Raw genomic sequence first — 25,453 nt, 5'->3', positions numbered from 1 at the left:
GTATTTTTACTCTGAACCGATTAGCAAACAGCGTTATATCAATAGATTGAACTTCCATGACAAAACCGAGTCAAACAGATCGAATCAATTTAACAACTCGTTCCCACGCTCTGAGGGTGTCGCAAAACTTCAACAGCTCGTTCTCACGCTCTGAAGTCGTCATTCCCGCGAAGGCGGGAATCCAGCGCCAACGGTGGATCTCTGCCTTCTCGGGGATGACAAGACCAGGGGGACACTGGGCAGTAGGGTTCTGGTGGAGAGTCAGTGTGGATTCCCGCCTTCGCGGGAATGACGAGAATGAAGCCGGGAATGACGAGAATGAAGCCGGAAATGACGAGAATGAAGCCGGGAATGACGAGAATGAAGCCGGGAATGACGAGAATGAAGCCGGGAATGACGAAAATGAAGCCGGGAATGACGGTAGTCAACTCGTTCCCACGCTGAGACCCACAGGGCCTGAAAGCATGGGAACCAGACTTATTCATTTTAAATATCCTTTTTCTATGCGGGGATAAATATTAACTCTAAAGCTCTGGAGGAGCTGCTCTTGATCCCTTTGAACCAAAGTTCCAGCAATGACGGTTTACTCTCGCCAACAACTGAGCAGTCTCGACTCGAGCTAGCGCCAACGGGTGTCAGCGCAAGCAGGGACGTTAGTGTGTATAACCAAAATCAGTCTTCATTCTTCTCTTTGCCCGACGAATCAAAAGCCATGATTATTCGCTATGTGGGTTTTCGGGAGATTACCCGTTTAGCAAAGGTATGCAAATATCTTCGTGATCTTGTTAAAAATGATAAATCTATGGAAAGAGCATGGTATCGCCGGTTTCCTTCACCACACCAATATCAACTAAAGACCATCGTTACCACAAAAGATGAGCAGCAACTCCGTGATTGGTTGAAGCCGTTTGCGAATAAAGACACTGTCGAGTCACTCGTAAAACAACGACTGAGTACTTATTTTCCTGCTCTGCTCCTTTTCAATAACAGTAAACTGATGTCTCAATGTGAAACATTTAACTTAGAGGCAAAAAACGAAATTACTCATCCCAGCAAGATCTCAGTCGTCACCTTAAGCGCCGATGGCCGTAACTTAGTGACCGCCAGTGTGGATAACACAGTGAAGATCTGTAGTCAGGAGACCGATGGATCATGGAAAGTAAAAGCCTCCATTCCCAGGAATAGTTGGGTCTATGAAGCCTTTTTCAGCACCGATAACCGCCATGTGTTGGTCATCAGTCGTTTCAGGGCGGAAATCTATGGTACGAAGGAGGATGGATCATGGGGAGCAAAAGCCACCATTCCCCATAATCGTATGATCCTTTCAGCCGCATTCAGTGATGGTGGTCGCTATGCGTTGACCGCCAGTTTGGATGATACGCTGAAAGTCTATGGCCAGAAGACCGATGGATCATGGGAAGCAAAATACATTATTCACTGTGATACTCCGATCAGATTGGCCAGCTTCAGCGCCGATGGCTGTCGTCTGTTGGTTATCAATATATCAGACGTTGCGACAATCTACGGTCAGGAGGACGATGGATCATTGCAGGCAAAAGCCACCATTACTGATCCGAGTGGTGTCAATTGGGCCAGCCTCAGCCCCGATGGCCGTCATGCGTTGATACGCGTTGGACATAACACTATGAAAATCTGCAGTCAGGAGGCCATTGGGTCATGGGAAGTCAAAGCCACCATTAACCATAATCATTTTGTCCACTCACACTTCTTCAGCGACGATTGTCGCCATCTTGCAACCGTCAGTTTCGATAATGAAACGAAAATATGTGACCTGCAGGACGATGGATCATGGAAAGAAATAACCACGATTTCTCATGATAATAATTTCTACTCTGTCAAGTTCAGCGCCGATAGTCGCCATCTGGTGACCGGAAGTTATGATAATACTGCGCAAGTCTATGGTCAGGAGACCCCTGGATCATGGGTAAAAAAAGCAACCATTAAACACAATGGGGATATCATATCAGCCAGGTTCAGTGCCGATGGCCGCCATTTAGTGACTGCCAGTTATGATAAAACAGCGAAAGTCTATGGACTTGAGGCCGGTGGATCCTGGGTAAAAAAAGCCACCATAGCCCACAAAAACAGGGTCCGATCAGCCACCTTCAGTGCCGATGGTTGCCTTGTGGTGACCGCCTGTGACGATAACACCGCGCAAATTTATGGTCTGGGGAAGGATGGATTATGGGTAAAAAAAACCACCGTTGTACACGATAAAGCCGTCATCTCAGCCACCTTCTGCGTCGATGGCCGACATCTGGTGACCACCAGTGAAGATCACAAGATGAGAATCACCGAACTATGGAAAAACAATTGATGATCGGATGAACGTATTTTTACTCTGAACCGATTAGCAAACAGCGTTATATCAATAGATTGAACTTCCATGACAAAACCGAGTCAAACAGATCGAATCAATTTAACAACTCGTTCCCACGCTCTGAGGGTGTCGCAAAACTTCAACAGCTCGTTCTCACGCTCTGAAGTCGTCATTCCCGCGAAGGCGGGAATCCAGCGCCAACGGTGGATCTCTGCCTTCTCGGGGATGACAAGGCCAGGGGGACACTGGGCAGTAGGGTTCTGGTGGAGAGTCAGTGTGGATTCCCGCCTTCGCGGGAATGACGAGAATGAAGCCGGGAATGACGAGAATGAAGCCGGAAATGACGAGAATGAAGCCGGGAATGACGAGAATGAAGCCGGGAATGACGAAAATGAAGCCGGAAATGACGGTAGTCAACTCGTTCCCACGCTGAGACCCACAGGGCCTGAAAGCATGGGAACCAGACTTATTCATTTTAAATATCCTTTTTCTATGCGGGGATAAATATTAACTCTAAAGCTCTGGAGGAGCTGCTCTTGATCCCTTTGAACCAAAGTTCCAGCAATGACGGTTTACTCTCGCCAACAACTGAGCAGTCTCGACTCGAGCAAGTGCCAACGGGTGTCAGCGCAGGCAGGGACGTTAGTGTGTATAACCAAAATCAGTCTTCATTCTTCTCTTTGCCCGACGAATCAAAAACCATGATTATTCGCTATCTGGGTTTTCGGGAGATTACCCGTTTAGCAAAGGTATGCAGATACCTTCGCGATCTTGTTGAAAACCATAACGCTCTGGAAAGAGCCTGGTATCGCCGGTTTCCTTCACCACACCAATATCAACTGGAGAACATCGCTACCGCAAAAAATGAGCAGCAACTCTGTGACTGGTTGAAACCGTTTGCGAATAAGGACACTGTCGAATCACTCGTAAAACAACAAAAGAGTACTTCTTTTCCTGCTCTGCTCCTTTTCAATAACAGTAAACTGATGTCTCAATGTGAAACATTTAACTTACAGACAAAGATCGAAATTACCCATCCTGATGATATCTTTGTAGTCACCTTAAGCGCCAATAGCCGCCACTTAGTGACCACCAGTGTAGATGGTACAGTGAAGATCTGTAGTCAGGAGACCGATGGATCATGGAAAGTAAAAGCCTCCACTCCCACGAATGGTTGGGTCTATGAAGCCTTTTTCAGCACCGATAACCGACATGTGTTGACCGTCAGTCGTTCCAGGGTGGAAATCTATGGTATGAAGGAGGATGGATCATGGGAAGCAAAAGCCACCATTGCCCATAATTTTTGGGTCTTCTCAGCCACCTTCAGTACTGATGGTCACCATGCGTTGACCGCCATTTCCGATACGCTGAAAGTCTATGGCCAGAAGACCGATGGATCATGGGAAGTAAAACACATTATTAACTGTGATACTCCGATCAGATTGGCCAGCTTCAGCGCCAATGGCTGTCATCTGCTGGTTGTCAATACACCTGACGTTGCGACTATCTATGGTCTGGAGGACGATGGCTCATTGCAAGCAAAAGCCACCATTACTGATCTGGGTAGTGTCGATTGGGCCTGCCTCAGCTCCGATGGTTGTCATGCTTTGATATGCGTTGGACACAACACTATGAAAATCTGCGGTCAGGAGGCCATTGGGTCATGGGAAGTCAAAGCCACCATTAACCATAATAATTTTGTCCACTCACACACCTTCAGCGACGATTGCCGCCATCTTGCAACCGTCAGTTCCGATAATACAACGAAAATATGTGGCCTGCTGGACGATGGATCATGGAAAGAAATAACCACGATTTCTCATGATATTTTTTTCTACTCTGTCAAGTTCAGCGCCGATGGTTGCCATCTGGTGACCGGAAGAGATGATAATACGGCGCAAGTCTATAGTCAGGAGAACCCCGGATCATGGGCAAAAAAAGCCACCATTGAACACAATGATCATATCACGTCAGCAGGGTTCAGTGCCGATGGCCGCCATTTAGTGACCGCCAGTTTTGATAAAACAGCGAAAATCTATGGACTTGAGGCCGGTGGATCCTGGGTAAAAAAAGCCACCATAGCCCACAAAGATAGGGTCCGATCAGCCACCTTCAGTGCCGATGGTTGCCTTGTGGTGACCGCCTGTGACGATAACACCGCGCAAATTTATGGTCTGGGGAAGGATGGGTCTTGGGTAAAAAAAGCCACCGTCGTACACGATAAAGCCGTCATCTCAGCCACCTTCGGCGTCGATGGCCGACATCTGGTGACCACCAGTGAAGATCACAAGGTGAGAATCACTGAACTATGGAAGAACGATTGATGATCGGATGAACGTATTTTTACTCTGAACCGATTAGCAAACAGCGTTATATCAATAGATTGAACTTCCATGACAAAACCGAGTCAAACAGATCGAATCAATTTAACAACTCGTTCCCACGCTCTGAGGGTGTCGCAAAACTTCAACAGCTCGTTCTCACGCTCTGAAGTCGTCATTCCCGCGAAGGCGGGAATCCAGCGCCAACGGTGGATCTCTGCCTTCTCGGGGATAACAAGGCCAGGGGGACACCGGGCAGTAGGGTTCTGGTGGAGAGTCAGTGTGGATTCCCGCCTTCGCGGGAATGACGAGAATGAAGCCGGGAATGACGGTAGTCAACTCGTTCCCACGCTGAGTCCCACAGGACCTGAAAGCATGGGAACCAGACTTATTCATTTTAAATATCCTTTTTCTATGCGGGGATAAATATTAACTCTAAAGCTCTGGAGGAGCTGCTCTTGATCCCTTTGAACCAACGTTCCAGCAATGACGGTTTACTCTCGCCAACAACTGAGCAGTCTCGACTCGAGCAAGCGCCAACGGGTGTCAGCGCAGGCAGGGACGTTAGTGTGTATAACCAAAATCAGTCTTCATTCTTCTCTTTGCCCGACGAATCAAAAACCATGATCATTCGCTATCTGGGTTTTCGGGAGATTACCCGTTTAGCAAAGGTATGCAGATACCTTCGCGATCTTGTTGAAAACCATAACGCTCTGGAAAGAGCCTGGTATCGCCGGTTTCCTTCACCACACCAATATCAACTGGAGAACATCGCTACCGCAAAAAATGAGCAGCAACTCTGTGACTGGTTGAAACCGTTTGCGAATAAGGACACTGTCGAATCACTCGTAAAACAACAAAAGAGTACTTCTTTTCCTGCTCTGCTCCTTTTCAATAACAGTAAACTGATGTCTCAATGTGAAACATTTAACTTACAGACAAAGACCGAAATTACCCATCCTAATGATATCTTTGTAGTCACCTTAAGCGCCGATAGCCGCCACTTAGTGACCGTCAGTTTGGATAACACAGTGAAGATCTGTAGTCAGGAGACCGATGGATCATGGAAAGTAAAAGCCTCCATTCCCAGGAATGGTTGGATCTATGAAGCCTTTTTCAGCGCCGATAACCGGCATGTGTTGGTCGTCAGTCGTTTGAGGGTGGAAATCTATGGTACGAAGGAGGATGGATCATGGGAAGCAAAAGCCAACATTTCCCATAATAATTCCGTCATTTCAGCCACTTTCAGTGCTGATGGTCGCCATGTGTTGACCGCCAGTTTCGATAATACGCTGAAAGTCTATGGCCAGAAGACCGATGGATCATGGGAAGCAAAATACATTATTAACTGTGATACTTCGATCAAGTGGGCCAGCTTCAGTGCCGATGGCCGTCATCTGTTGGTTGTCAATACATCTGACGTTGCGACAATCTATGGTCAGGAGGACGATGGCTCATTGCAAGCAAAAGCCACCATTACTGATCCGGGTAGTGTCGATTGGGCCCGCCTCAGCTCCGATGGCCGTCATGCGTTGATACGCGTTGGACATAACACTATGAAAATCTGCGGCCAGCAGGCCATTGGGTCATGGGAAGTCAAAGCCACCATTAACCATAATAATTTTGTCCACTCACACGCCTTCAGCGACGATTGCCGCCATCTTGCAACCGTCAGTTTTGATAATACAACGAAAATATGTGACCTGCAGGATGATGGATCATGGAAAGAAATAACCAGCATTTCTCATGATGGTTTTATCTACTCAGTCGAGTTCAGTGCCGATGGCCGCTATCTGATTATCAGAAGTGAAGATAACAAGGCGAAAGTCTATGGTCAGGAGACCCCTGGATCATGGGTAATAGAAACCACCATTAAACACAATGCGAGTATCACCGCAACCAGGTTCAGCGCCGATGGCCGCCATTTAGTGACCGCCAGTGGTGATAAAACGGCGAAAATCTATGGCCTTGGGGCCGGTGGATTGTGGGTAAAAAAAACCACCATTGTCCACGAAGGTTGGATCCGATCAGCCACTTTCAGTGCCGATGGATGCCTTGTGGTGACCGCCAGTGAGGATAACACGGCGCAAATTTATGGTCTGGGGAAGGACGGAACATGGGTAAAAAAAACCACCGTTGTACACAACAGTGCAGTCATCTCAGCCACCTTCTGCGCCGATGGCCGACACCTGGTGACCGCCAGCAAAGATCACAAGGTGAGAATCACTGAACTATGGAAGAACGATTGATAATCGAATGAATGTATTTTTTCTCAGAACCGATCAGCAAACAGCGTTATATGAAAAGCCCTCTGGCAATTTTTTCACTGGGCTCTCAATGGAAAAATTTCTTTCTATCATTTCCCGTGATCAAGACCCTGTTCGTTTGCGTTGAGCTCAGGTTTTCTTAGTTTCACTGACCTCAATGTTATGAACTCCCACTACAAAACCAACTCTAAATATCGAATGTATTTTGAATGTCTTTTTCTATGCAAGGATAAATAATGACTCTGGAACCAGGGAGGAATCGGGTATGGATCCCATGAACAGCCATTCCAGCATCGGCGTTTCAAACCCGCCAACACCCGGGCAACCTTTACCGGAGGAAGCACCAACGGGTGTCAGTGCAGGCAGGGACGTTACTGTATATGACCAAAATCAATCTTTATTCTTCTGTTTGCCCGACGAAAAAAAAACTATGATTATCGGCTACCTGGGCTTTCGAGAGATTACCCGCCTAAAAGAGGTATGCAGATATTTTTGCGATCTTGTTGAAAACCATAAACTTCTGGAAAAAGCCTGGTATCGCCGATTTTCTTCACCACACCAAAATCAACTAAAGACCATCGTTAAGTCAAAAGATGAGCAACAACTCCGTGACTGGTTGAGTCCTTTTGCACCTCAGGGCACTGTCGAGTCAATGGTAAAACAACGACTGAGTACTTATTTTCCTGCTCTGCTTCTTTTTAACAACAGCAGTCTGATGTCTGACTGTGAACAATTCAAGTTAGTGAAAAAAAACGAAATCTCCCATTTTGACGAGGTCTACACAGCCAGCTTCAGCGCTGATGCCAGCTTTATCATGACCAGTAACGATGGTTCGTTGACAATCTGTGACCGGAAGACCGATGGATCATGGGAAGCAAAAGACACTATTAACCTTGATGGTCCAGTCTTTGCGGCCAGCTTCAGCTCTGATACCTGTTATCTTCTGACTTCCGATGGAGATAACTCTGAGACTGCGAAAATCCATGCTCAGGAGAAAGATGGATCATGGGAAGTAAAAGCTACCACCACCCAAGAGGGTGGTATCATTTCAGCCACCTTCAGCCCCGATGGCCGCTATCTGTTGACCATCAGTCAGTATAATTTGGTGAAAATCCATGGTCAGGAGACCGATGGATTATGGAAAGAAAAAGCCGCTTATAAGCATGATGATACGATCATTTCGTTCAGCTTCAGCTCAGACAGTCGTCATTTGTTGATCGCCAGTTCATATAACACAGTGACAATCTATGGTCTGGAGGACGATGGATCCTGGGATGTAAAAGCCACCATTACCCATGAGGGTAAGATCTTCTCAGCCACCTTCAGCGCCGATAACCGCCGTCTGGTCACCACCGCTGATGATCGCACGGCAAAAATCTGTGACCTGCAGGACGATGGGTCATGGAGAGAAACAGCCACAATTGCTCATGACGATACTGTCTTCTCAACCATATTAAGCCACGATAGCTGCTATTTGGTGACCATCACCCAAAGAAAAGTCAGAATTTTTCATGATAATGCGATCTACTCAGCCAGCTTCATCGCCGATAGCCGCCATCTGGTAAGCGCCAGTGAAGATAACTCGGCAAAAGCCCATAGCCATAAGGCGGCTGGATCATGGGTGAAAAATGCCACCATTTCTCACAAGAAGGGCATCCACTCAGCCACCCTTAGCCCCGATGGCCAGCATCTGGCGATCAACGGCACTGATAACAAGGTAATAATCTATGGCCTGGGGGAAGATGGATCATGGAAGAAAGAAACCGTCATTTGCCACAAAGGTCATTTCTCAGAAGCCACCTTCAGTCCTGATGGTACCCATCTGGTGACGTGGGCCGATAATGACAAAACGGCAAAAATTTATGGTCTGGGTCCCGAGGGAACATGGCTAAAAAAAGCCATCATTTCTCACGAGGAGAGCATCTCCTCAGCTACCTTCAGCCCCGATGGCCGACATGTGTTGACCATCAGTAATGATCACAAGGTAAGAATCACTGAACTGCAGAAACTTTGATGAGCTAATGAGTGTAAAACCCATTGACTGCAGACGGCTATCAGACAGAAATGCTTTTTGCAGGAATGAATTTTCCCGGACCAGGACTCTTCTTTTTCTTAATTCCACTGACTTCAATATTTTGAACTTCCATTTCAAAACCGACTCTAACAGACCTGATCCATTTTGAGCCTCCTTTTCTATGGGAGGATAAATATTGACTTTGAAGCCGTTGAGGAATCGGGCATGGACCCAATGAACAGCCATTTAAGCACCGACGTTTCAAACCCGCCAACACCCAGGCATTCCGAACCGGAGGAAGCACCAATGGGTGTCAGTGCAGGAAGGGACGTTACTGTATATGACCAAAATCAATCTTTATTCTTCTGTTTGCCCAACGAAACAAAATCTATGGTTATTCGCTATTTGGGTCTTCGAGAGATTACCCGTTTAGTAACGGTATGCAAATATCTTCGCGATCTTGTTGAAAACGATAAAGCTCTGGAAAGAGCATGGATTCGCCGATTTCCTTCACCATACCAATATCAACTAAAGACCCTCGTTACGGCAAAAGATGAGCAACAACTCCGTGACTGGCTGAAGCCGTCTGCGAATGAAGACACTGTCGAGTCACTCGTAAAACATCGAGATAGCGCTTATTTTCATGCTCTGGTCCTTTTTAACAAGAGTAAACTGATGTCTCAGTGTAAAAAATTCCACCTGGTGAAAAAAGCAACCATTATCCATCGTCACGATGTGGAGACAGCTACTCTAAGCACCGATAACCGCTATCTAGTGACCGCCAGTTTGGATAGTAATGTGAAAATCTGTGCCCGGGAGGCCGATGGATCATGGAAAGAAAAAACGACCATTTCCCATAATTGTTGGGTCATATCAGCCACCTTTAGTGCCGATGGCCGTCAATTGGTGACCGCCAGCCGTGATCACACAGCGAAAATCTGTAGTGAAAGAGATGATGGCTCATGGGAAGTAGAAACCACCATTTCCCATAATAGTTGGATCAACACATCGAGCTTCAGTGCTGATGGCAGCCACGTGGTGACTGCCAGTCACGATCACACGGCAAAAATCTGTGGTCGGGACGACGATGGATCATGGTCAATAAAAGCCACCATTCAACATGATGGTCCGGTCAAATCAGCCAGCTTCAGCTGCGATGGCCGTCATGTCCTGACCGCAAGTATCGATCACATGGCAAAAATCTATGTCCGGAAAGCTAATGGGTCATGGGAAGAAAAGACCACCATCGCCCATGAGGATAAAGTCTTCTCAGCCAGTTTCAGCGCCGATGGCCGATATGTAGTGACTGCGGGTGAAGATCACACGGCAAAAATCTACGGCCTCCAGGACGATAGTTCATGGGAAGAAAAAGCCACCATTAGTCATGAGGGTGCAGTCTACTCAGCCTCCTTCAGCCTCGATGGCCTCCATGTAGTCACTGCCAGTAAAGATAACACGGCAACAATCTATGGTCTGAAGGCCTCTGGATCATGGGAAAAAGAAGCCACCATTAACCACATCAGGGCAGCCACTTCAGCCAACTTCAGCGCCGATGGCCGCCATGTGGTGACCACCAGTGCTGACAATACGTCGAAAATCTATGGCCTCCGGGCCGATGGGTCATGGGTAGAAAAACTTACCATCACCCACGACGATTGGGTCCTGTCAGCCACCTTCAGCCCCGATGGGTGCCTCGTGGTGACCGCGAGTTGCGACAAAAAGGCGAAAATTTATGGTCTGGGACACAATGGATCATGGGTAATAAAAGCCATCATTTCTCACAAGAGGCCGATTACCTCAGCCACCTTCAGCACCGATGGCCGATATATAGTGACCGCCAGTGAAGATTACACGGCTAGAATCACTGAACTACGTGGGAGCAATTGATTATCGAATCAGCCTGAAGGGGTCATTCTGCCGCTGCAAAGTCGCCCATTCTTTACCGTTAAGGAGAGTCTTATGTCGTTTTCAGTTAAAAATAAAGTCGTGTTGGTAACAGGTGCCAATCGAGGGATTGGAGAAGGTTTTGTAAAGATTTTATTGGCACAGGGCGCTAAATCCATTTACGCCGCTGCTCGTGATCTGGATAATTTGCCGTCAGTCATTGCCCTTGACCCCCGGGTGATTAAGCCCATCCAGTTGGATGTAACGAATAACGCGCATGTGACCAACGTGAGGGAATCCGTACCAGAGCTGGATATTCTTATTAACAATGCGGGGATTGCCACAGGAATCCACACCACCGAGCCCGGAGCCCTTGAGGTGGCACGCAAAGAAATGGAAGTAAATTTATTGGGTCCAATGGCGCTGACCCATGCTTTACTGCCGAAATTAAAAGCGTCTAATCAAGCGGCCATAATTAATATTTCGTCCATTGCTGCCATAAGTAATTTCCCATCTTTAGGGCCTTATTCAGCAACAAAAGCAGCATTGCATTCTTACACTCAGGGGTTGCGAGCAGATTTAAGCGGGTTTGGGATACGGGTTTTAGGGGTCTATCCCGGCCCAACGGACACTCGCCTGGCTGAAGGCATTGAGATGGATAAACCTGCTCCTGAAGAGGTGGCAATCAGAACATTCGAAAGTTTAGATGCCGGGGTTAGTGATGTATTTCCTGATGATTTTGCCAATCAAATGTATTCTATCTTTTTAGATAAACCTCAAAAATTAGAAGCTTTTTTTGCTGAAATGACCGCGCAAAGTGAATAATAGTTTCTTGCACGGACTGTTTCTAAATGAACAGTAATTAAGCTTAATTTTGGTGAGAACCAATTAAAAAATAGCGTTATATCGAAAGCCCGGTGGCAATTTTTGCACCGGGCTCTTAATAAAAAAATTTCTTCCTGCCATTTTCCCGGATCAGGGCTTTTTTTTTCTTGGTTACACTGACCTCAGTATTTTGAACTTTCATTATAAAACCGACTCTAACTGATCGAATCCATTTTGAATGACCTTTTTAAGCAAGGATAAATACTGACATTGGAGCTCTGGAGAAGCCCGGCATGAACCCTTTGAACAACTCTTCCAGCAATGACGGTTCACTCTCGCCAACACCCAAGAGACCTCGACTGGAGGGAGCACCGACAGGTGTCAGTGCCGACAGGGACGTTGCTGTATATAACCAAAATCAATCTTCATTCTTCCGTTTGCCCGACGAAACAAAATCTATGATCATTCGCTATTTGGGTCTTCGAGAGATTACCCGTTTAGTAAGGGTATGCAAATATCTTCGTGATCATGTTGAAAATAATAAGGCTCTGGAAAGAGCATGGATTCGCCGGTTTCCTTCAGCACACCAATATCAACTAAAGACTATCGTTACAGCAAAAGATAAGAAACAACTCAGTAATTGGTTGCAGCCATTAGCGAATAAAGGCACGGTCAAGTCACTCATAAAACAACGAAAGAGCAGTTATTTTCCTGCTCAGTTACTTTTCATCAACAGTAAGCTGATGTCTCAATGTGAAAAATTTCACAGGGTGACCAGAAAAAAAAATAACCTTAATTACCAGATCACCACAACCGCCTTCAGTCCCGATGGTTGCCACTTGGTAACCGCCAGTATGGGTAAGGTGAGAATCTATGGCCGCAAGACCGATGGATCATGGAAAACAAAAGCCACCATTTCCCATGAGAATTGGGTCAGATCAGCCTCCTTCAGTCCAGATAGCAGGCATCTGGTGACCGCCAGTTATGATCGCACATCGAGAATCTGTGGTCTGGGAGACGATGGCTTATGGGAAGTAAAGACCATCATTTCCCATAAATTTTCGGCCAGATCGGCCAACTTCAGTGCTGATGGCCGCCATCTGGTGACTGCCAGTATGGATGAGACGATGAAAATTTATGGTCTGAAGACCGATGGATCATGGGAAGAAATAGCCACTATCAAACATAATGGTCCGGTTACCTCAGCCAGCTTGAGCGCCGATTGCCGTCATTTGCTGGTCGACGGTTTTGATAGAAATGCCACAGTCTATGGTCAGGAGGAAGATGGATCATGGAAAGTAAAAGGCACCATTACTCATGAGGGTATTGTCTACTCAGCCACCTTCAGCGGCGATGAACGTCATCTGGTAACCGCCAGTGAAGATTGTTCGGCCAAAATCTGTGCCCTGCAGGCCGATGGATCATGGAAAGAGATAGTCAAAATTTCTCATGATGATGTGGTCTACTCAGCCACCTTCAGCACAGATGGCAGCTATCTGGTGACCGCCAGTGAAGATGGTACGGCAAAAATCTATGGTCAAGAGACCCCCGGGTCGTGGGTAAAAGAGGCCACCATTAAACACAAACAATCAGTCATCTCAGCTAACTTTAGTCCCGATGGCCGCCACCTGGTGACCACCAGTAAAGATCACAGGGCAAAAATCTATGGCCGGGAGATCTCCGGATCATGGAAAAAAAAAGCCACCATTGCCCACAAAGGCTGGGTTCGACCAGCCGCCTTTAGTGCTGATGGTTGCCATGTCGTAACGACCGCCATAGGTGACAAAAAGGCAAAAATTTATGGACCAGGGGCCAATGGATCATGGGTAAAAAAAGCCACTATTCGACACAAGGAGAAGCTCAGATTCGCCATCATCAGCGCCGATAGCCGACATGTGTTGACCGTCGATGAATATATCACGACGAAAATGACTGAACTAAGGAAGAAGGAATAAGCTGTTCAATATTTTGAACTTCCATAACCAAACCGACTCTAATAGATCGAATCAATTTCGAATGTCCTTTCCAGGCAAGGATGAATACCAACTATAGAGCTACGGAGAAATCAGGCATGGAGCCCATTGAAAGCCATTCCGGCATTAACGGATCACTCTCACCAACACCTGAACAGCTTTCACTGGAGGAAACACCAACAGGTGTCAGTGCCGGCAGGGGCGTTAGTGTATATAACCAAAATCAATCTTCATTCTTCTATTTGCCCAACGAAACAAGATCTATGATTATTCGCTATTTGAGTTTTCGAGAGATTACCCGTTTAGCAAGAGTATGCAAATGTCTTCGCGATTTTGTTGAAAGAGAGAAAGTTCTGGAAAGAGCCTGGTACCGCCGGTTTCCTTCACCACGCCAGGATCAACTAAAGACCATCGCATCGACGAAAGATGAACAACAGCTCCGTGATTGGTTGAAGCCGTTTGCCAATGAGGACACTGTCGAGTCACTCATAAAACATCAATATAAGGCTTATTTTCCTGCTCTGCTTCTTTTCAACAACAGTAGACTGATGTCTCAATGTGAAGAATTTTACCTGGTGAAAACAGCCGAAATGAGCAAATGTCACACTGTCATGTCGGCCACCTTCAGCGCTGATTGTCGCCATGCACTGATTGCCACTGTCGCTGAAGTGGTGGAAATCCATGGCCGGGAGAACGATGGATCATGGAAACTAAAAGCCACTATTAACCATAACAAAGCGGTCAGATCAGCCGCCTTCAGTTCCGATGGCCGTCATGTGGTGACCGCCAGTAAGGATTGCACAGTGAAAATCTATGGTCTGGAGGACGATGGATCATGGGAAATAAAAGCCAACATTCTCCATAAAATTTCAGTCAAGTGGGCGGCCTTTAGTGCTAATGGTCGCCATGTGGTGACTAACGGTTATGATGCCATAATGAAAATCTGTAGTCAGAAAGACGATGGATCATGGGAAGAAAAAGAATCTATCAAGCATAATTGTCCAGCCAGGTCAACCAGTTTAAGCTACGATGGCCGTTATGTGTTGATTGTCGATACAAATAACAATACGACAATCTACGGTCAGGGAGACGACGGATTCTGGGAAATAAAGTCTACCATTTCCCATAATTATTTTGTCACCTCAGCCACTTTCAGCGCCGATGGTCGCCATATGGCAACCACCAGTAAAGATGGTACGGCAAAAATCTGTGTCCTACAGGCCAATGGGTCATGGAAAGAAATAGTCAGGATTTCTCACTATGAGGAGGCCTACTCAGCCAACTTCAGCGCCGATGGCAGTCATATGGTGACCGCCAGCAGAGATGGTACGGCAGAGGTCTATGGCCAGAGGGCCCCTGGATTATGGGTAAGAGAGACCACCATTTTACACAATGAGTCAGTCAAGTCAGCCGACTTCAGCGCCGATGGACGCCACCTGGTGACCACCAGTGACGATCACACAGCAAAAATCTATGGTCTGGAGGCCACTGAATCCTGGGTAAAAAAAGCCACCATTCACCACAAAGGTCCGGTTCAACGAGCCGCCTTTAGTGGCGATGGATGCCATGTTATAACAACCGCCAGTGATGACAATATGGCGAACATTTATAGTCTTGGGCCCGATGGATCATGGGTAAAAAAAGCCACTGTTCAACATGAGATAGCGTCCAGATCAGCCAACATCAGCGCCGATGGCCGATATATATTGACCTTCAGTGACCTTAACCAAGTGGAAATCACTGAACTTCGGAAGAAGGATTGATGATCGAATGAGCCTGACCTCACAGCCGGCTCCTGCCACAACAAGATAGGTTCGCTGAGACTCGCCATTACTGATTAAAGGTGCGGGTGATTTCGCCATACAGCTTTTGTGGTTACCAGTCATCAGCTAATACAGCCATTATGCGTTTTTCTGCCACTTTTTTCTGACCATTACTGCTTTTAAAGTCTATATCTTCACATTGGTGAACCAACCCCTTCCTGTTAGTAAAGATAAAACCGCAATTTCTTTTATAACGATGTGTTTCTTTCGTACCTTCATCTGGCGAGTCAACAGCAAACTCAGGGCTTGAAGACTGGCCAATATTAAGCCCACCGCCTGAATATTCAATCTCACAATCGTTGTCATTCAACTGTACGACCAGACTTGCCAGCCCTTTGTCGCGATGCCAAGGCATATCCACAACGTTCCGGGGAGTGAAGAAGAACCCTTCAAAGCTGTCAGCATTGATTGAGGGATAGCGAATTATCCAAAACTTTATATTTTCAACTTTTTTACCTGACCAATCTAATGAATCAGCCATTTTTTCCAATGCCTGACAGCATAGCTCTTTAACAGCTTCTGAACGAGTATGAATAATATTTTTCTTGAACGCTTCTTTTTCTTTTATCTTGCCATTTTCATCAAAATGACTAATTAAGTTTTGGTTCCTGGAATGCAAAAGCGTTGAATGCCGTATGTTAGCGCGCTGAAAGCTGACTAAGATACGATCAAAAACATCATTCTTTGGTATTTCAAATTCATAAGCGGTGGATTTATCAATCTCGCTTTTCAGAAAATCGGCATCAAACAATCGGCGATCTTTGTCTACTTCTTCGTTGACCATTTTTAAAAGATCTTCATCAAATAAATGGTTTACCATTATAAATTTATCACCATATTTTATATGTTTATTAACTGTCCTTTCCCCTGAAACCAGTGGAGTGGCGACATGGCTACCAGCGATTATGCCACTATCTACTCCAGCTTCTGAAACATCCTGCCTGTGCTGTCTGTTGCGCAGAGGCGATTTGCCTGCTTCTGCCATCTCTTTGAAATTATGTGTCAATGATCTAAAAAAAACAGGCACTGCCGAGCGTTTCGATAATTGTGTCGTCGACTCCCGAACATTTGACAGGCTGTTTTTAAAGGAGTTGCTCTGTTGAGGTGATGGGGTTGCGCCAAAGTTAGACGACCTTGCCAGATAGGTATTCGTGGAGTGATAGAACAAGTGCCCGGTTCCCATTTGGAGTAATGACATCAGGTCATTGATATGATCTTGCCTCCAGATTTTTTGCGACGAAATCCCCGTAGCCAGTCTATCTGATGTCGTACTGAGAGCCAGTGAAAACAGATTCTCTGAATGTTGACTTGAGTCAGTGAGCAATAAAAAGCCCGGATGATGGGTAAAAAGATCATGATCAGAGTAAACCAGTCGTGATACCGGGTTATTCTGGCTACTACTCAGGCCGATTACCGCAGCGCCTTTTTGACTTTTTAAAACATCGGTTAAAGGTGGGGAAAAAACCTCCCTTTCAGCGGTATTGCCTGACATTGTGTTTTCAATGGCCCGGTTAACAGCCTTTAAGGTTTGTCCATGAAAGAGGCTGTAAACCTTATCCTCTTGAAAGTGTGTGCAGAGGGTTGTGATTGTCTCTAAGTCCCATTGAACATCCGCTTCAGCGTCAATAAGCAAGTTTATTTCCTCAGAAACCTGATCGCCACTCATCATAAGTTTTAACAGGTTATTATTGATCCCCTGAATTTGGATAGTCAGTTTATCCATACGGTTGTCAGAAAGCGTTTGATATAAGTTGACCCATTCCGGAATATCTTCAGGCGTATCAATTTCAGCACTGTTTCCGGTATTATTCAGAACATTGATTTCCAGGAAAGGCTTTTGATCTTCGGGGAATACAACCTGCTGATAATAATGACTGGCCAGCCAGGGGTGCTCAGGATAGACAGGCATAATGCCTTTGCGGGGAAGTTGTGCGTCACAGGCAAGGATTTTGTTTTCTCTATCCACATATTCAGATAGCGTACTGGTCAGATAGTTAAAATAAAATTTCAGGTTGATCAGTATAAAAAATGCCCTGATCTGAGACTCCAATGTCATTGCAGATACTGCGAAAAAATCGGTTATATAAGAGTGACTGCCTGCTGACGGCTGCCTGAGAACAACCTCGCCGACGGCGGCTATGTAGTAGGGTAAAAATGCGACCCCCACAAGAGACGCAGAAGTTCTCAGTGTGGCCAGTATCTGCTGTGCCATTGTGTAAGAATCCTGGTGTAGCAGAAGGTGGGTCTGAGCTTTTAATAAATGAGGTATTCTCTGACTCGAAAGAGTAGTACCTACCGGATTTTGATTGACTGTAATGAGTGTTTCAGTATTTCCACTTGCAGCGAATGGAAGTGCAGTCAAAATTAAAATTAATGCAATACATCTGGCTAAATTATTCATTTTTTAAATGGCTCCGAATTTACTATTTATGTTTAGTCAACTTCAGCTAACAGCTAAAGAAAGTCCCCTCTTGATGTTTTAGACAGATTGAAACGGATTAGCATTTGATTCGCTGCAATGTGCTAGCAACGCTTCACAAACCCAGCATTGAACTAAGGTCATGAATCAACACATAGCGATATAATACTGAACAACTGGTCAAGGAGATTTCTCAGAAATACGACGGAGTTTCGTACCAGTCTACGGGTTGTGTTTTTTATCTGTTTAAATTCTGCTGCTTTCAGATTTCTCTGAAATTTATATGATTTCGAAGGGTAGCTGTAAAAAAGCAGAAGTGCTTAATTTTTTCATAATTAATTTTATGACGTGCGTCTGCATCAGGAAAAGCATTCCTGAAGGCTGAAGTCCAAAGTTCACTATTTTTCTTGTTATACACAATGATTTTCATCAACCTTAACTCCGTGGTAGATCATGAAATAATAATTAGAAATTACGTCCTGAGTCGCGACCAGAAAAAGCCTGACCATAGGCATGGGTAACGCGGCCTTATTATCAGATATTGATTAAAAACTGTTAGCGTCCAGCACTGCAATAATTTGAATACAGCTTTTTTATCATTGTGATAGCCATTGCCAATTTCATCCGCTTGCCTCTAACTTTTTTCTATACAGCAAGAGGACAATCCCATGAATAAATCCAAACAAGTAGAGAAAAAACACGATAGTCATAATATTTCAGTTCAGCAACCCAAAAAGCAAAGCGATTGCAATTTCAAGCGCTTCTTGTCGGTTGATTCATGTTTCGCATCTCCTGCGTTGTTTGCAGGAGAAAGACTGGCAGTCAGGTTGTGATTTTTGAAGACGTCCTCAAATGAGCGCTTACATAAAAACGCTGCTGGATTCAATTCCAGGGAACTAAAAGCCATTGTAACTGTCAAATACCGTTATCCGCTTTCTAACTACCGTTATGAGCATGTCAAGGAAGCGAAAAGTAATAGCTGGTATTGCGAGGAGCACCAATGCCACATTGGTACACAGATTGCGGACACAATAGCGTAGTTACAAGGCTCGATTGCTATATCTAGTTATTTTATACACAAGAAAAGGAGATAATTCCTATGGATACTATTAAATCAACCAATTCTCAGTTCGTCTCAGATGAAACTGCTCTAAAAAGGATGACAAACTCTACAGACGATCATTCACAGAGCGTTAAAATCTCTAAAAAAATGCCAGAATCTAAAGTTTTACCCTTCAAAAATGAGCAGTTAGTTCCAAATACTAATCCAGAAGGTATGACTTCATCAAAGCCTTATGCAGAAACAGGCTTAGAAAGGAAGGTGGATATGCTGGACTTATCCTTGGCAGATACCCGACTGGCCCAGCTGCAAAGTTCAAGTGCTGCATGCATGCCTGCAGAAGAGATTGTTAAAATACCGGCTACCGAGCTTGATTATAAACCCCATTCTGCAAGCAATAACACCGAAACAATAAGGCCTTGGTCTGATTGTTTCGGGCAAATCTATGAATCTTTGCAAGAAAATGACCATCTAACACTTGAGAAACAATTATATGCACTTAGAGAAGATCAGATCGAAAGCCTTTTGATGGCTGAAGCCCCTAGATCTTTTCTAACTAAACATTATACCCAGAATCACGCCAGTTTACTGTTGCAAGCAGCCAGGGAATCCAAAGCAAACAAAGTTTTTTTCAAGTGTTTATTTGACCGGCTGAGTACGGAAGAATTGCGGATTATGCTTTTAAAGTCTGTCGATGATGGTCTGACACTATTGCATTATGCCAGCTCCGTTATAGAAGAGTCACTATTCAAGCAGCTGGAGCAGAAATTAGGTAGGGAAACACTTCTGGAAATGGTAACCCTTAAGGTAAATAATCATGCTCCTCCTATTGCATATGCCTGCCTTTATAATCAAAGTACATATCTGTTTAATACCGCTCTCACACAAAACAGGGAATTGATAGAAAAACTCCTGAAGGGTGGTCCCGATATTGATGAAAGCTTGTTACAGTTCATGTTTGTTAATTTTGGGAATTACGTGCTAGGAAAGGGTCTAAATAATGAGGAATACTGGGAGCGCCTAAGTTATCTGTCAGATTTTCTGATTGGTCAAGAATTTTTGGATGCAGTCAGATTTGCTGGCAAAAAGAATGAGTCTGTTTTTCTGACGGCCTGTAAAAACGTAAACAGCTGGGAATTTTATAAATTAATTGCGGCAAAACTTAGTGATAACAAGCTTTTTGAGCTTTGTAAATGGGAAGTGGAAACGGGCAAGTCACTGTTGCACAAGTGCTTTGAAATAAATCATTCAGTTACTGTTATGCGAATTGTCCATTTAATCCAATCTGCATTATTGAGATTTAAAGTATTGTCGTTGCCCAATGCAGAAGGTGATTCCGTATTTCAACGGCTGTTAGTCGAAAATGATTTTTTTTACAGTAATAATGATGTGAAAGACATATTACGTGATATGGATTCTAGCGAACGGAATCAACTGGTTATTGGTGATTCAAATATTTGGGAGCAATCTGCCGTGAGTAGCGATCGAGCACTCAGACAGCAAGAGCGAAATCCAATAGTAGTTGCCTTGAACAAAGAAAATATGTCACTGGCTGAATATCTCTGGACACAGATTACTGACCCGCAATTACGAATTAAACTCTTACTTTACAGGTCAAAACACCAAAAAAACCTGTTCCAGCACATTTTGGAAAAAGGAGTTAGTCTGCAATGGTTCAACAAAATGCTGACAGATACCGACAGCGGAACCGAACGGGATCTACTCGCGGCTGAATTATATAAGATTGCATCAAAAGCTGATCGCATGAAAGATGCCTCTTATTATCTAAGCCAAATCAGGGATTCACAATTAACAAAGGATGTGTCTAAAGATCATTATAAATATTTTTTAGCTAACCTCTACAAGCAGGGTAAGAAGCTTACAGAAGCTGATTTCAGCAAAACAACCCCATCTCAATGTACAGACGCTATTACATATATATTTGAACATAGCTTCTATACAAAAGAATACCCTGGGAAAAATCATTTGCCGTTGCTTATGGTACAGGAGAATAGGGGTGATAAAGATGCTTTTGTCAAGTGGGCTTTAAGTCCGTTGAACGGAAAGCAAAGCCCATTGATTAAGATCCTGGAACGGTTTACTACTGCTTGTCTTGTGATCAATAGCCCTGATAAAAGTTATCTCTGGGGGAAGCTTTTTTTAGAAAGTAAAAGTGCCAAAAAAGAAATCATGTTGAGTAGGCCGATATTTCAGAAGATCATTAAAATGATGACACTGGAGCAGATAAGAGAGTGGCTTTTGCCTGAACTGGGTGGGAGTAATAATTTATACTTGCTTGTTTATAAAGATATCCTTGAGCCAATCGTGGAAAGACCGGACGGTTCAGGCAAAGCCTTTCTTGAAAAAACAGATCCGAAGACTGGTGAAAATTTATTGCATATTATTTTCAGGAGCAATCTTATTAATGAAAATTACGTAGATAAGAAAAATATGATTGATACAGTTGAATGGCTGGATAAAATCTATGGATTAACCTCGTTTTTGCAAAGTCATTCGGAAAACGATGGCTCAACCCCTTTACATGTACTCTTGAATGCAGAAGGAGGAATACGTCGCTCGAGGGCTGGATCAACACAAAAAAATATTCTGCAGCGCCTATGCCGGACAAAAACAGATCGCATTCATCTGGTTGAGTTGCTCAAACTAAAAGACAACAATGGCTGCACACCTCTGCACAAATTATTTTCCTTTTATAGAATAAATTATGAAATCGTTGATCTGTTAATTGATGAACTTGGTCTTGGAACATTTCGTGAGTTAGTGAATATCAAAGACAATCAAGATGAACCTGCTATAGATGTTGGCAAGTTTGAAAAAAAATTGAACTCTGATCCAAAATACGCCGTTCTGTTTAAAAATTGAGACTCATCGTCAATTGTATCGGTGGCAGAAAAGTCAGCTAATACTAACCCACCGGCAGTAGAAGCCAGGTCAGGGCCGATAAACATAATCACCGGCCTGACCACCGCTGGTGTAGACAGCCGGTGAAGTATGCTGATCCATGAACAGCACACTCAATCCGATATAACAGCCTCTTTCTCAATACTCTCGGTTATTGAGAGTCATGAATCAAAAGAGGCGACATCTATCTTGAAAAACTCCGTCAGTTCAGCAACCCAAAAAGCAAAGCGATTGCAATTTCAAGCGCTTCTTGTCGGTTGATTCATGTTTCGCATCTCCTGCGTTGTTTGCAGGAGAAAGTCTGGCAGTCAGGTTGTGATTTTTGAAGACGTCCTCAAATGAGCACTTACATAAAAATGCTGCTGAATTCAATTCCAGGGAACTAAAAGCCATTGTAACTGTCAAATACTATTGTCCTGCTTTCTAACTGCCGTAATGAGCATGTCAAGGAAACGAACAGTAATAGCTGGTATTGCGAGGAGCACCAATGCCACGTTGGTACACAGATTGCCGAACAATAGCGTGGTTACAAGGCTCGATTGCTATATCTAGTTATTTTATACACAAGAAAAGGAGATAATTCTTATGGATACTATTAAATCAACCAATTCTCAGTTCGTCTTAGATGAAACTGCTCGAAAAAGGATGACAAATTCTACAGACGATCATTCACAGAGCGGTAAAATCTCTAAAAAAATGCCAGAATCTAAAGTTTTACCCTTCAAAAATGAGCAGTTAGTTCCAAATACTAAACCAGAAGGTATGACTTCATCAAAGCCTTATGCAGAAACAGGCTTAGAAAGGAAGGTGGATATGCTGGACTTATCCTTGGCAGATACCCGACTGGCCAAGCTGCAAAGTTCAAGTGCTGCATGCATGCCTGCAGAAGAGATTGTTAAAATACCGGCTACCGGGCTTGATTATAGACCCCATTCTGAAAGCAATAACACCGAAACAATAAGGCCTTGGTTTGATTGTTTCGGGCAAATCTATGAATCTTTGCAAGAAAATGACCATCCAACACTTGAGAAACAATTATATGCACTTAGAGAAGATCAGATCAAAAGCCTTTTGATGGCTGAAGCCCCTAGATCTTTTCTAACTAAACATTATACCAAGAATCACGCCAGTTTACTTTTGCAAGCAGCCAGGGAATCCGAGGCAAACAAAGTTTTTTTCAAGTGTTTATTTGACCGGCTGAGTACGGAAGAGTTGCGGATTACGCTTTTAAAGTCTGTCGATAATGGTCTGACACTATTGCATTATGCCAGCTCCGTTATAGAAGAGTCACTATTCAAGCAGCTGGAGCAGAAATTAGGTAGGGAAACACTTCTGGAAATGGTAACCCTTAAGGTAAATAATCATGCTCCTCCTATTGCATATGCCTGCCTTTATAATCAAAGTACATATCTGTTTTATACCGCTCTCACACAAAACAGGGAATTGATAGAAAAACTCCTGAAGGGTGGTCCCGATATTGATGAAAGCTTGTTACAGTTCATGTTTGTTAATTTTGGGAATTACGTGCTAGGAAAGGCTCTAAGTAATAAGAAATACTGGGAGCGTTTAAATTATCTGTCAGATTTTCTGCATGATCAAGATTTTTTGGATGCGCTCAGATTTGCCGGCAAAAAGAATGAGTCTGTTTTTCTGACGGCCTGTAAAAACGTACACAGCTGGGAATTTTTAAAATTAATTGCGGCAAAACTTAGTGATAACCAGCTTTTTGAACTTTGTAAATGGGAAGTGGAAACGGGCAAGTCACTGTTGCACAAGTGCTTTGAAATAAATCATTCAGTTACTGTTATGCGTATTGTCAAGTTAATCCAATCTGCATTATTGAGATTTAAAGTATTGTCTTTGCCCAATGCAAAAGGCGATTCCGTATTTCAACAGCTGTTAGTCCACAATCAAATTTTTCACAGTGATGAGGTGAAAGACATAATACGTGATATGCATTCCAGCGAACGGAATCAACTGGTTATTGGTGATGCAAATATTTGGGAGCAATCTGCCGTGAGTAGCGATCGAGCACTCAGACAGCAAGAGCGAAATCCAATAGTAGTTGCCTTGAACAAAGAAAATATGTCACTGGCTGAATATCTCTGGACACAGATTACTGACCCGCAATTACGAATTAAACTCTTACTTTACAGGTCAAAACACCAAAAAAACCTGTTCCAGCACATTTTGGAAAAAGGAGTTAGTCTGCAATGGTTCAACAAAATGCTGACAGATACCGACAGCGGAACCGAACGGGATCTACTCGCGGCTGAATTATATAAGATTGCATCAAAAGCTGATCGCATGAAAGATGCCTCTTATTACCTAAGCCAAATCAGGGATTCACAATTAATAAAGGATGTGTCTAAAGATCATTATAAATATTTTTTAGCTAACCTCTACAAGCAGGGTAAGAAGCTTACAGAAGCTGATTTCAGCAAAACAACCCCATCTCAATGTACAGACGCTATTACATATATATTTGAACATAGCTTCTATACAAAAAAATACCCCGGGAAAAATCATTTGCCGTTACTTATGGTACAGGAGAATAGGGGTGATAAAGATGCTTTTGTCAAGTGGGCTTTAAGTCCGTTGAACGGAGAGCAAAGCCCATTGATTCAGATCCTGGAACGGTTTACTACTGCTTGGCTTGAGATCAATAGCCCTGATGAACGTTATCTCTGGGGGACGTTTTTTTTTGAAAGTGAAAGTGCCAAAAAAGAAATGATGTTGAGTAGGCCGATATTTCAGAGGATCATTAAAATGATGACACTGGAGCAGATAAGAGAATTGCTTTTGCCTGAACTGGGTGGGAGTAATAATTTGTACTTGCTTGTTTTTAAAGATATCCTTGAGCCAATCGTGGAAAGACCGGAGGGTTCAGGCAAAGCCTTTCTTGAAAAAACAGATCCGAAGACTGGTGAAAATTTATTGCATATTATTTTCAGGAGCAATCTTATTAATGAAAATTACGTAGATAAGAAAAATATGATTGATACCGTTGAATGGCTGGATAAAATCTATGGATTAACCTCGTTTTTGCAAAGTCATTCGGAAAACGATGGCTCAACCCCTTTACATGTACTCTTGAATGCAGAAGGAGGAATACGTCGCTCGAGGGCTGGATCAACACAAAAAAATATTCTGCAGCGCCTATGCCGGACAAAAACAGATCGCATTGATCTGGTTGAGTTACTCAAACTAAAAGACAACAATGGCTGCACACCTCTGCACAAATTATTTTCCTTTTATAGAATAAATTATGAAATCGTTGATCTGTTAATTGATGAACTTGGTCTTGGAACATTTCGTGAGTTAGTGAATATCAAAGACAATCAAGATGAACCTGCTATAGATGTTGGCAAGTTTGAAAAAAAATTGAACTCTAATCCGAATTACGCCGTTCTGTTTAAAAATTGAGACTCATCGTCAATTGTATCGGTGGCAGAAAAGTCAGCTAATACTAACCCACCGGCAGTAGAAGCCAGGTCAGGGCCGATAAACATAATCACCGGCCTGACCACCGCTGGTGTAGACAGCCGGTGAAATATGCTGATCCATGAACAGCACACTCAGTCCGATATAACAGCCTCTTTCT

General features: G+C 44.0%; 14 protein-coding genes. 10 read left to right on the top strand and 4 right to left on the bottom strand.

The genetic code is table 11. From position 1 onward, the window contains the following. Positions 1-143: 143 nt before the first annotated feature. Entirely contained in the window at positions 144-485 is a 342-nt protein-coding gene (locus ACO6V5_RS20205) for a hypothetical protein (protein WP_422442021.1), read from the bottom strand. A gap of 62 nt (positions 486-547) precedes the next feature. On the opposite strand from ACO6V5_RS20205, the gene ACO6V5_RS20200 reads away from it, so the two are divergent. Then, entirely contained in the window at positions 548-2,338 is a 1,791-nt protein-coding gene (locus ACO6V5_RS20200; RefSeq protein ID WP_422414194.1) for an F-box/WD repeat-containing protein, read from the top strand. 156 nt (positions 2,339-2,494) lie between these two features. Here ACO6V5_RS20200 and ACO6V5_RS20195 read toward each other — a convergent pair whose 3' ends face one another. Further along, a complete protein-coding gene (locus ACO6V5_RS20195) occupies positions 2,495-2,815 on the bottom strand; it encodes a hypothetical protein (protein ID WP_422442022.1) in 321 nt (106 codons plus the stop codon). Between the two features lie 62 nt (positions 2,816-2,877). Here ACO6V5_RS20195 and ACO6V5_RS20190 point away from each other — a divergent pair, with 62 nt between their 5' ends. Beyond that, the gene (locus tag ACO6V5_RS20190) at positions 2,878-4,665 is read left to right on the top strand and encodes an F-box/WD repeat-containing protein (RefSeq protein WP_422442023.1); all 1,788 of its coding nucleotides are present in this window, start codon (positions 2,878-2,880) and stop codon (positions 4,663-4,665) included. Positions 4,666-4,821: 156 nt separating this feature from the next. Here the strand turns inward: ACO6V5_RS20190 and ACO6V5_RS20185 are convergent, their stop codons facing one another. After that, on the bottom strand, positions 4,822-5,058 hold the full coding sequence (locus ACO6V5_RS20185) for a hypothetical protein (protein ID WP_422442025.1): 237 nt from the start codon (positions 5,056-5,058) through the stop codon (positions 4,822-4,824). Between the two features lie 62 nt (positions 5,059-5,120). Between ACO6V5_RS20185 and ACO6V5_RS20180 the strand changes: the two genes are divergently transcribed. From ACO6V5_RS20180 to ACO6V5_RS20155, 6 genes are all read left to right on the top strand, one after another. After that, entirely contained in the window at positions 5,121-6,911 is a 1,791-nt protein-coding gene (locus tag ACO6V5_RS20180; protein ID WP_422412580.1) for an F-box-like domain-containing protein, read from the top strand. Positions 6,912-7,194: 283 nt separating this feature from the next. After that, positions 7,195-8,943 carry an F-box/WD repeat-containing protein gene (locus tag ACO6V5_RS20175; RefSeq protein ID WP_422412582.1) on the top strand — a complete coding sequence of 583 codons (1,749 nt, stop codon included), beginning with the start codon at positions 7,195-7,197 and terminating at the stop codon, positions 8,941-8,943. Between the two features lie 225 nt (positions 8,944-9,168). Continuing rightward, entirely contained in the window at positions 9,169-10,830 is a 1,662-nt protein-coding gene (locus ACO6V5_RS20170) for an F-box/WD repeat-containing protein (protein WP_422412584.1), read from the top strand. A gap of 72 nt (positions 10,831-10,902) precedes the next feature. Then, on the top strand, positions 10,903-11,652 hold the full coding sequence (locus tag ACO6V5_RS20165) for an SDR family NAD(P)-dependent oxidoreductase (protein ID WP_422412586.1): 750 nt from the start codon (positions 10,903-10,905) through the stop codon (positions 11,650-11,652). A gap of 293 nt (positions 11,653-11,945) precedes the next feature. Further along, complete coding sequence (locus ACO6V5_RS20160; protein WP_422135991.1) at positions 11,946-13,607, top strand: F-box/WD repeat-containing protein; 1,662 nt, start codon at positions 11,946-11,948, stop codon at positions 13,605-13,607. A 116-nt stretch (positions 13,608-13,723) separates the two neighbouring features. Continuing rightward, complete coding sequence (locus ACO6V5_RS20155) at positions 13,724-15,388, top strand: F-box/WD repeat-containing protein (protein WP_422139357.1); 1,665 nt, start codon at positions 13,724-13,726, stop codon at positions 15,386-15,388. 112 nt (positions 15,389-15,500) lie between these two features. On the opposite strand, the gene ACO6V5_RS20150 is transcribed toward ACO6V5_RS20155, so the two are convergent. Next, positions 15,501-17,660 (bottom strand): hypothetical protein, encoded by a 2,160-nt coding sequence (locus ACO6V5_RS20150; protein ID WP_422412588.1) that lies wholly within the window; start codon positions 17,658-17,660, stop codon positions 15,501-15,503. A 1,306-nt stretch (positions 17,661-18,966) separates the two neighbouring features. Between ACO6V5_RS20150 and ACO6V5_RS20145 the strand changes: the two genes are divergently transcribed. Together ACO6V5_RS20145 and ACO6V5_RS20140 are read left to right on the top strand one after the other, a co-directional pair. Continuing rightward, positions 18,967-21,810 carry a hypothetical protein gene (locus ACO6V5_RS20145; RefSeq protein WP_422412590.1) on the top strand — a complete coding sequence of 948 codons (2,844 nt, stop codon included), beginning with the start codon at positions 18,967-18,969 and terminating at the stop codon, positions 21,808-21,810. 624 nt (positions 21,811-22,434) lie between these two features. Next, positions 22,435-25,275, top strand: a complete 2,841-nt coding sequence (locus tag ACO6V5_RS20140; RefSeq protein ID WP_422442027.1) for a hypothetical protein — start codon at positions 22,435-22,437, stop codon at positions 25,273-25,275. Positions 25,276-25,453: the final 178 nt, after the last annotated feature.

It is taken from the genome of Endozoicomonas sp. ALD068 (assembly GCF_049310145.1).
In the GTDB taxonomy this organism is placed as follows: domain Bacteria; phylum Pseudomonadota; class Gammaproteobacteria; order Pseudomonadales; family Endozoicomonadaceae; genus Endozoicomonas_A.
This window is presented reverse-complemented; position numbering and strand designations above follow the sequence as displayed.

What these genes read in the sequence shown, in the direction of transcription:
- ACO6V5_RS20150 (WP_422412588.1), bottom strand. Translation starts at nt 17,660, where the DNA reads ATGGCACAGCAGATACTGGCCACACTGAGAACTTCTGCGTCTCTTGTG.
- ACO6V5_RS20160 (WP_422135991.1), top strand. Translation starts at nt 11,946, where the DNA reads ATGAACCCTTTGAACAACTCTTCCAGCAATGACGGTTCACTCTCGCCA.
- ACO6V5_RS20165 (WP_422412586.1), top strand. Translation starts at nt 10,903, where the DNA reads ATGTCGTTTTCAGTTAAAAATAAAGTCGTGTTGGTAACAGGTGCCAAT.
- ACO6V5_RS20140 (WP_422442027.1), top strand. Translation starts at nt 22,435, where the DNA reads ATGGATACTATTAAATCAACCAATTCTCAGTTCGTCTTAGATGAAACT.
- ACO6V5_RS20155 (WP_422139357.1), top strand. Translation starts at nt 13,724, where the DNA reads ATGGAGCCCATTGAAAGCCATTCCGGCATTAACGGATCACTCTCACCA.
- ACO6V5_RS20175 (WP_422412582.1), top strand. Translation starts at nt 7,195, where the DNA reads ATGGATCCCATGAACAGCCATTCCAGCATCGGCGTTTCAAACCCGCCA.
- ACO6V5_RS20145 (WP_422412590.1), top strand. Translation starts at nt 18,967, where the DNA reads ATGGATACTATTAAATCAACCAATTCTCAGTTCGTCTCAGATGAAACT.
- ACO6V5_RS20185 (WP_422442025.1), bottom strand. Translation starts at nt 5,058, where the DNA reads ATGAATAAGTCTGGTTCCCATGCTTTCAGGTCCTGTGGGACTCAGCGT.
- ACO6V5_RS20170 (WP_422412584.1), top strand. Translation starts at nt 9,169, where the DNA reads ATGGACCCAATGAACAGCCATTTAAGCACCGACGTTTCAAACCCGCCA.
- ACO6V5_RS20195 (WP_422442022.1), bottom strand. Translation starts at nt 2,815, where the DNA reads ATGAATAAGTCTGGTTCCCATGCTTTCAGGCCCTGTGGGTCTCAGCGT.
- ACO6V5_RS20205 (WP_422442021.1), bottom strand. Translation starts at nt 485, where the DNA reads ATGAATAAGTCTGGTTCCCATGCTTTCAGGCCCTGTGGGTCTCAGCGT.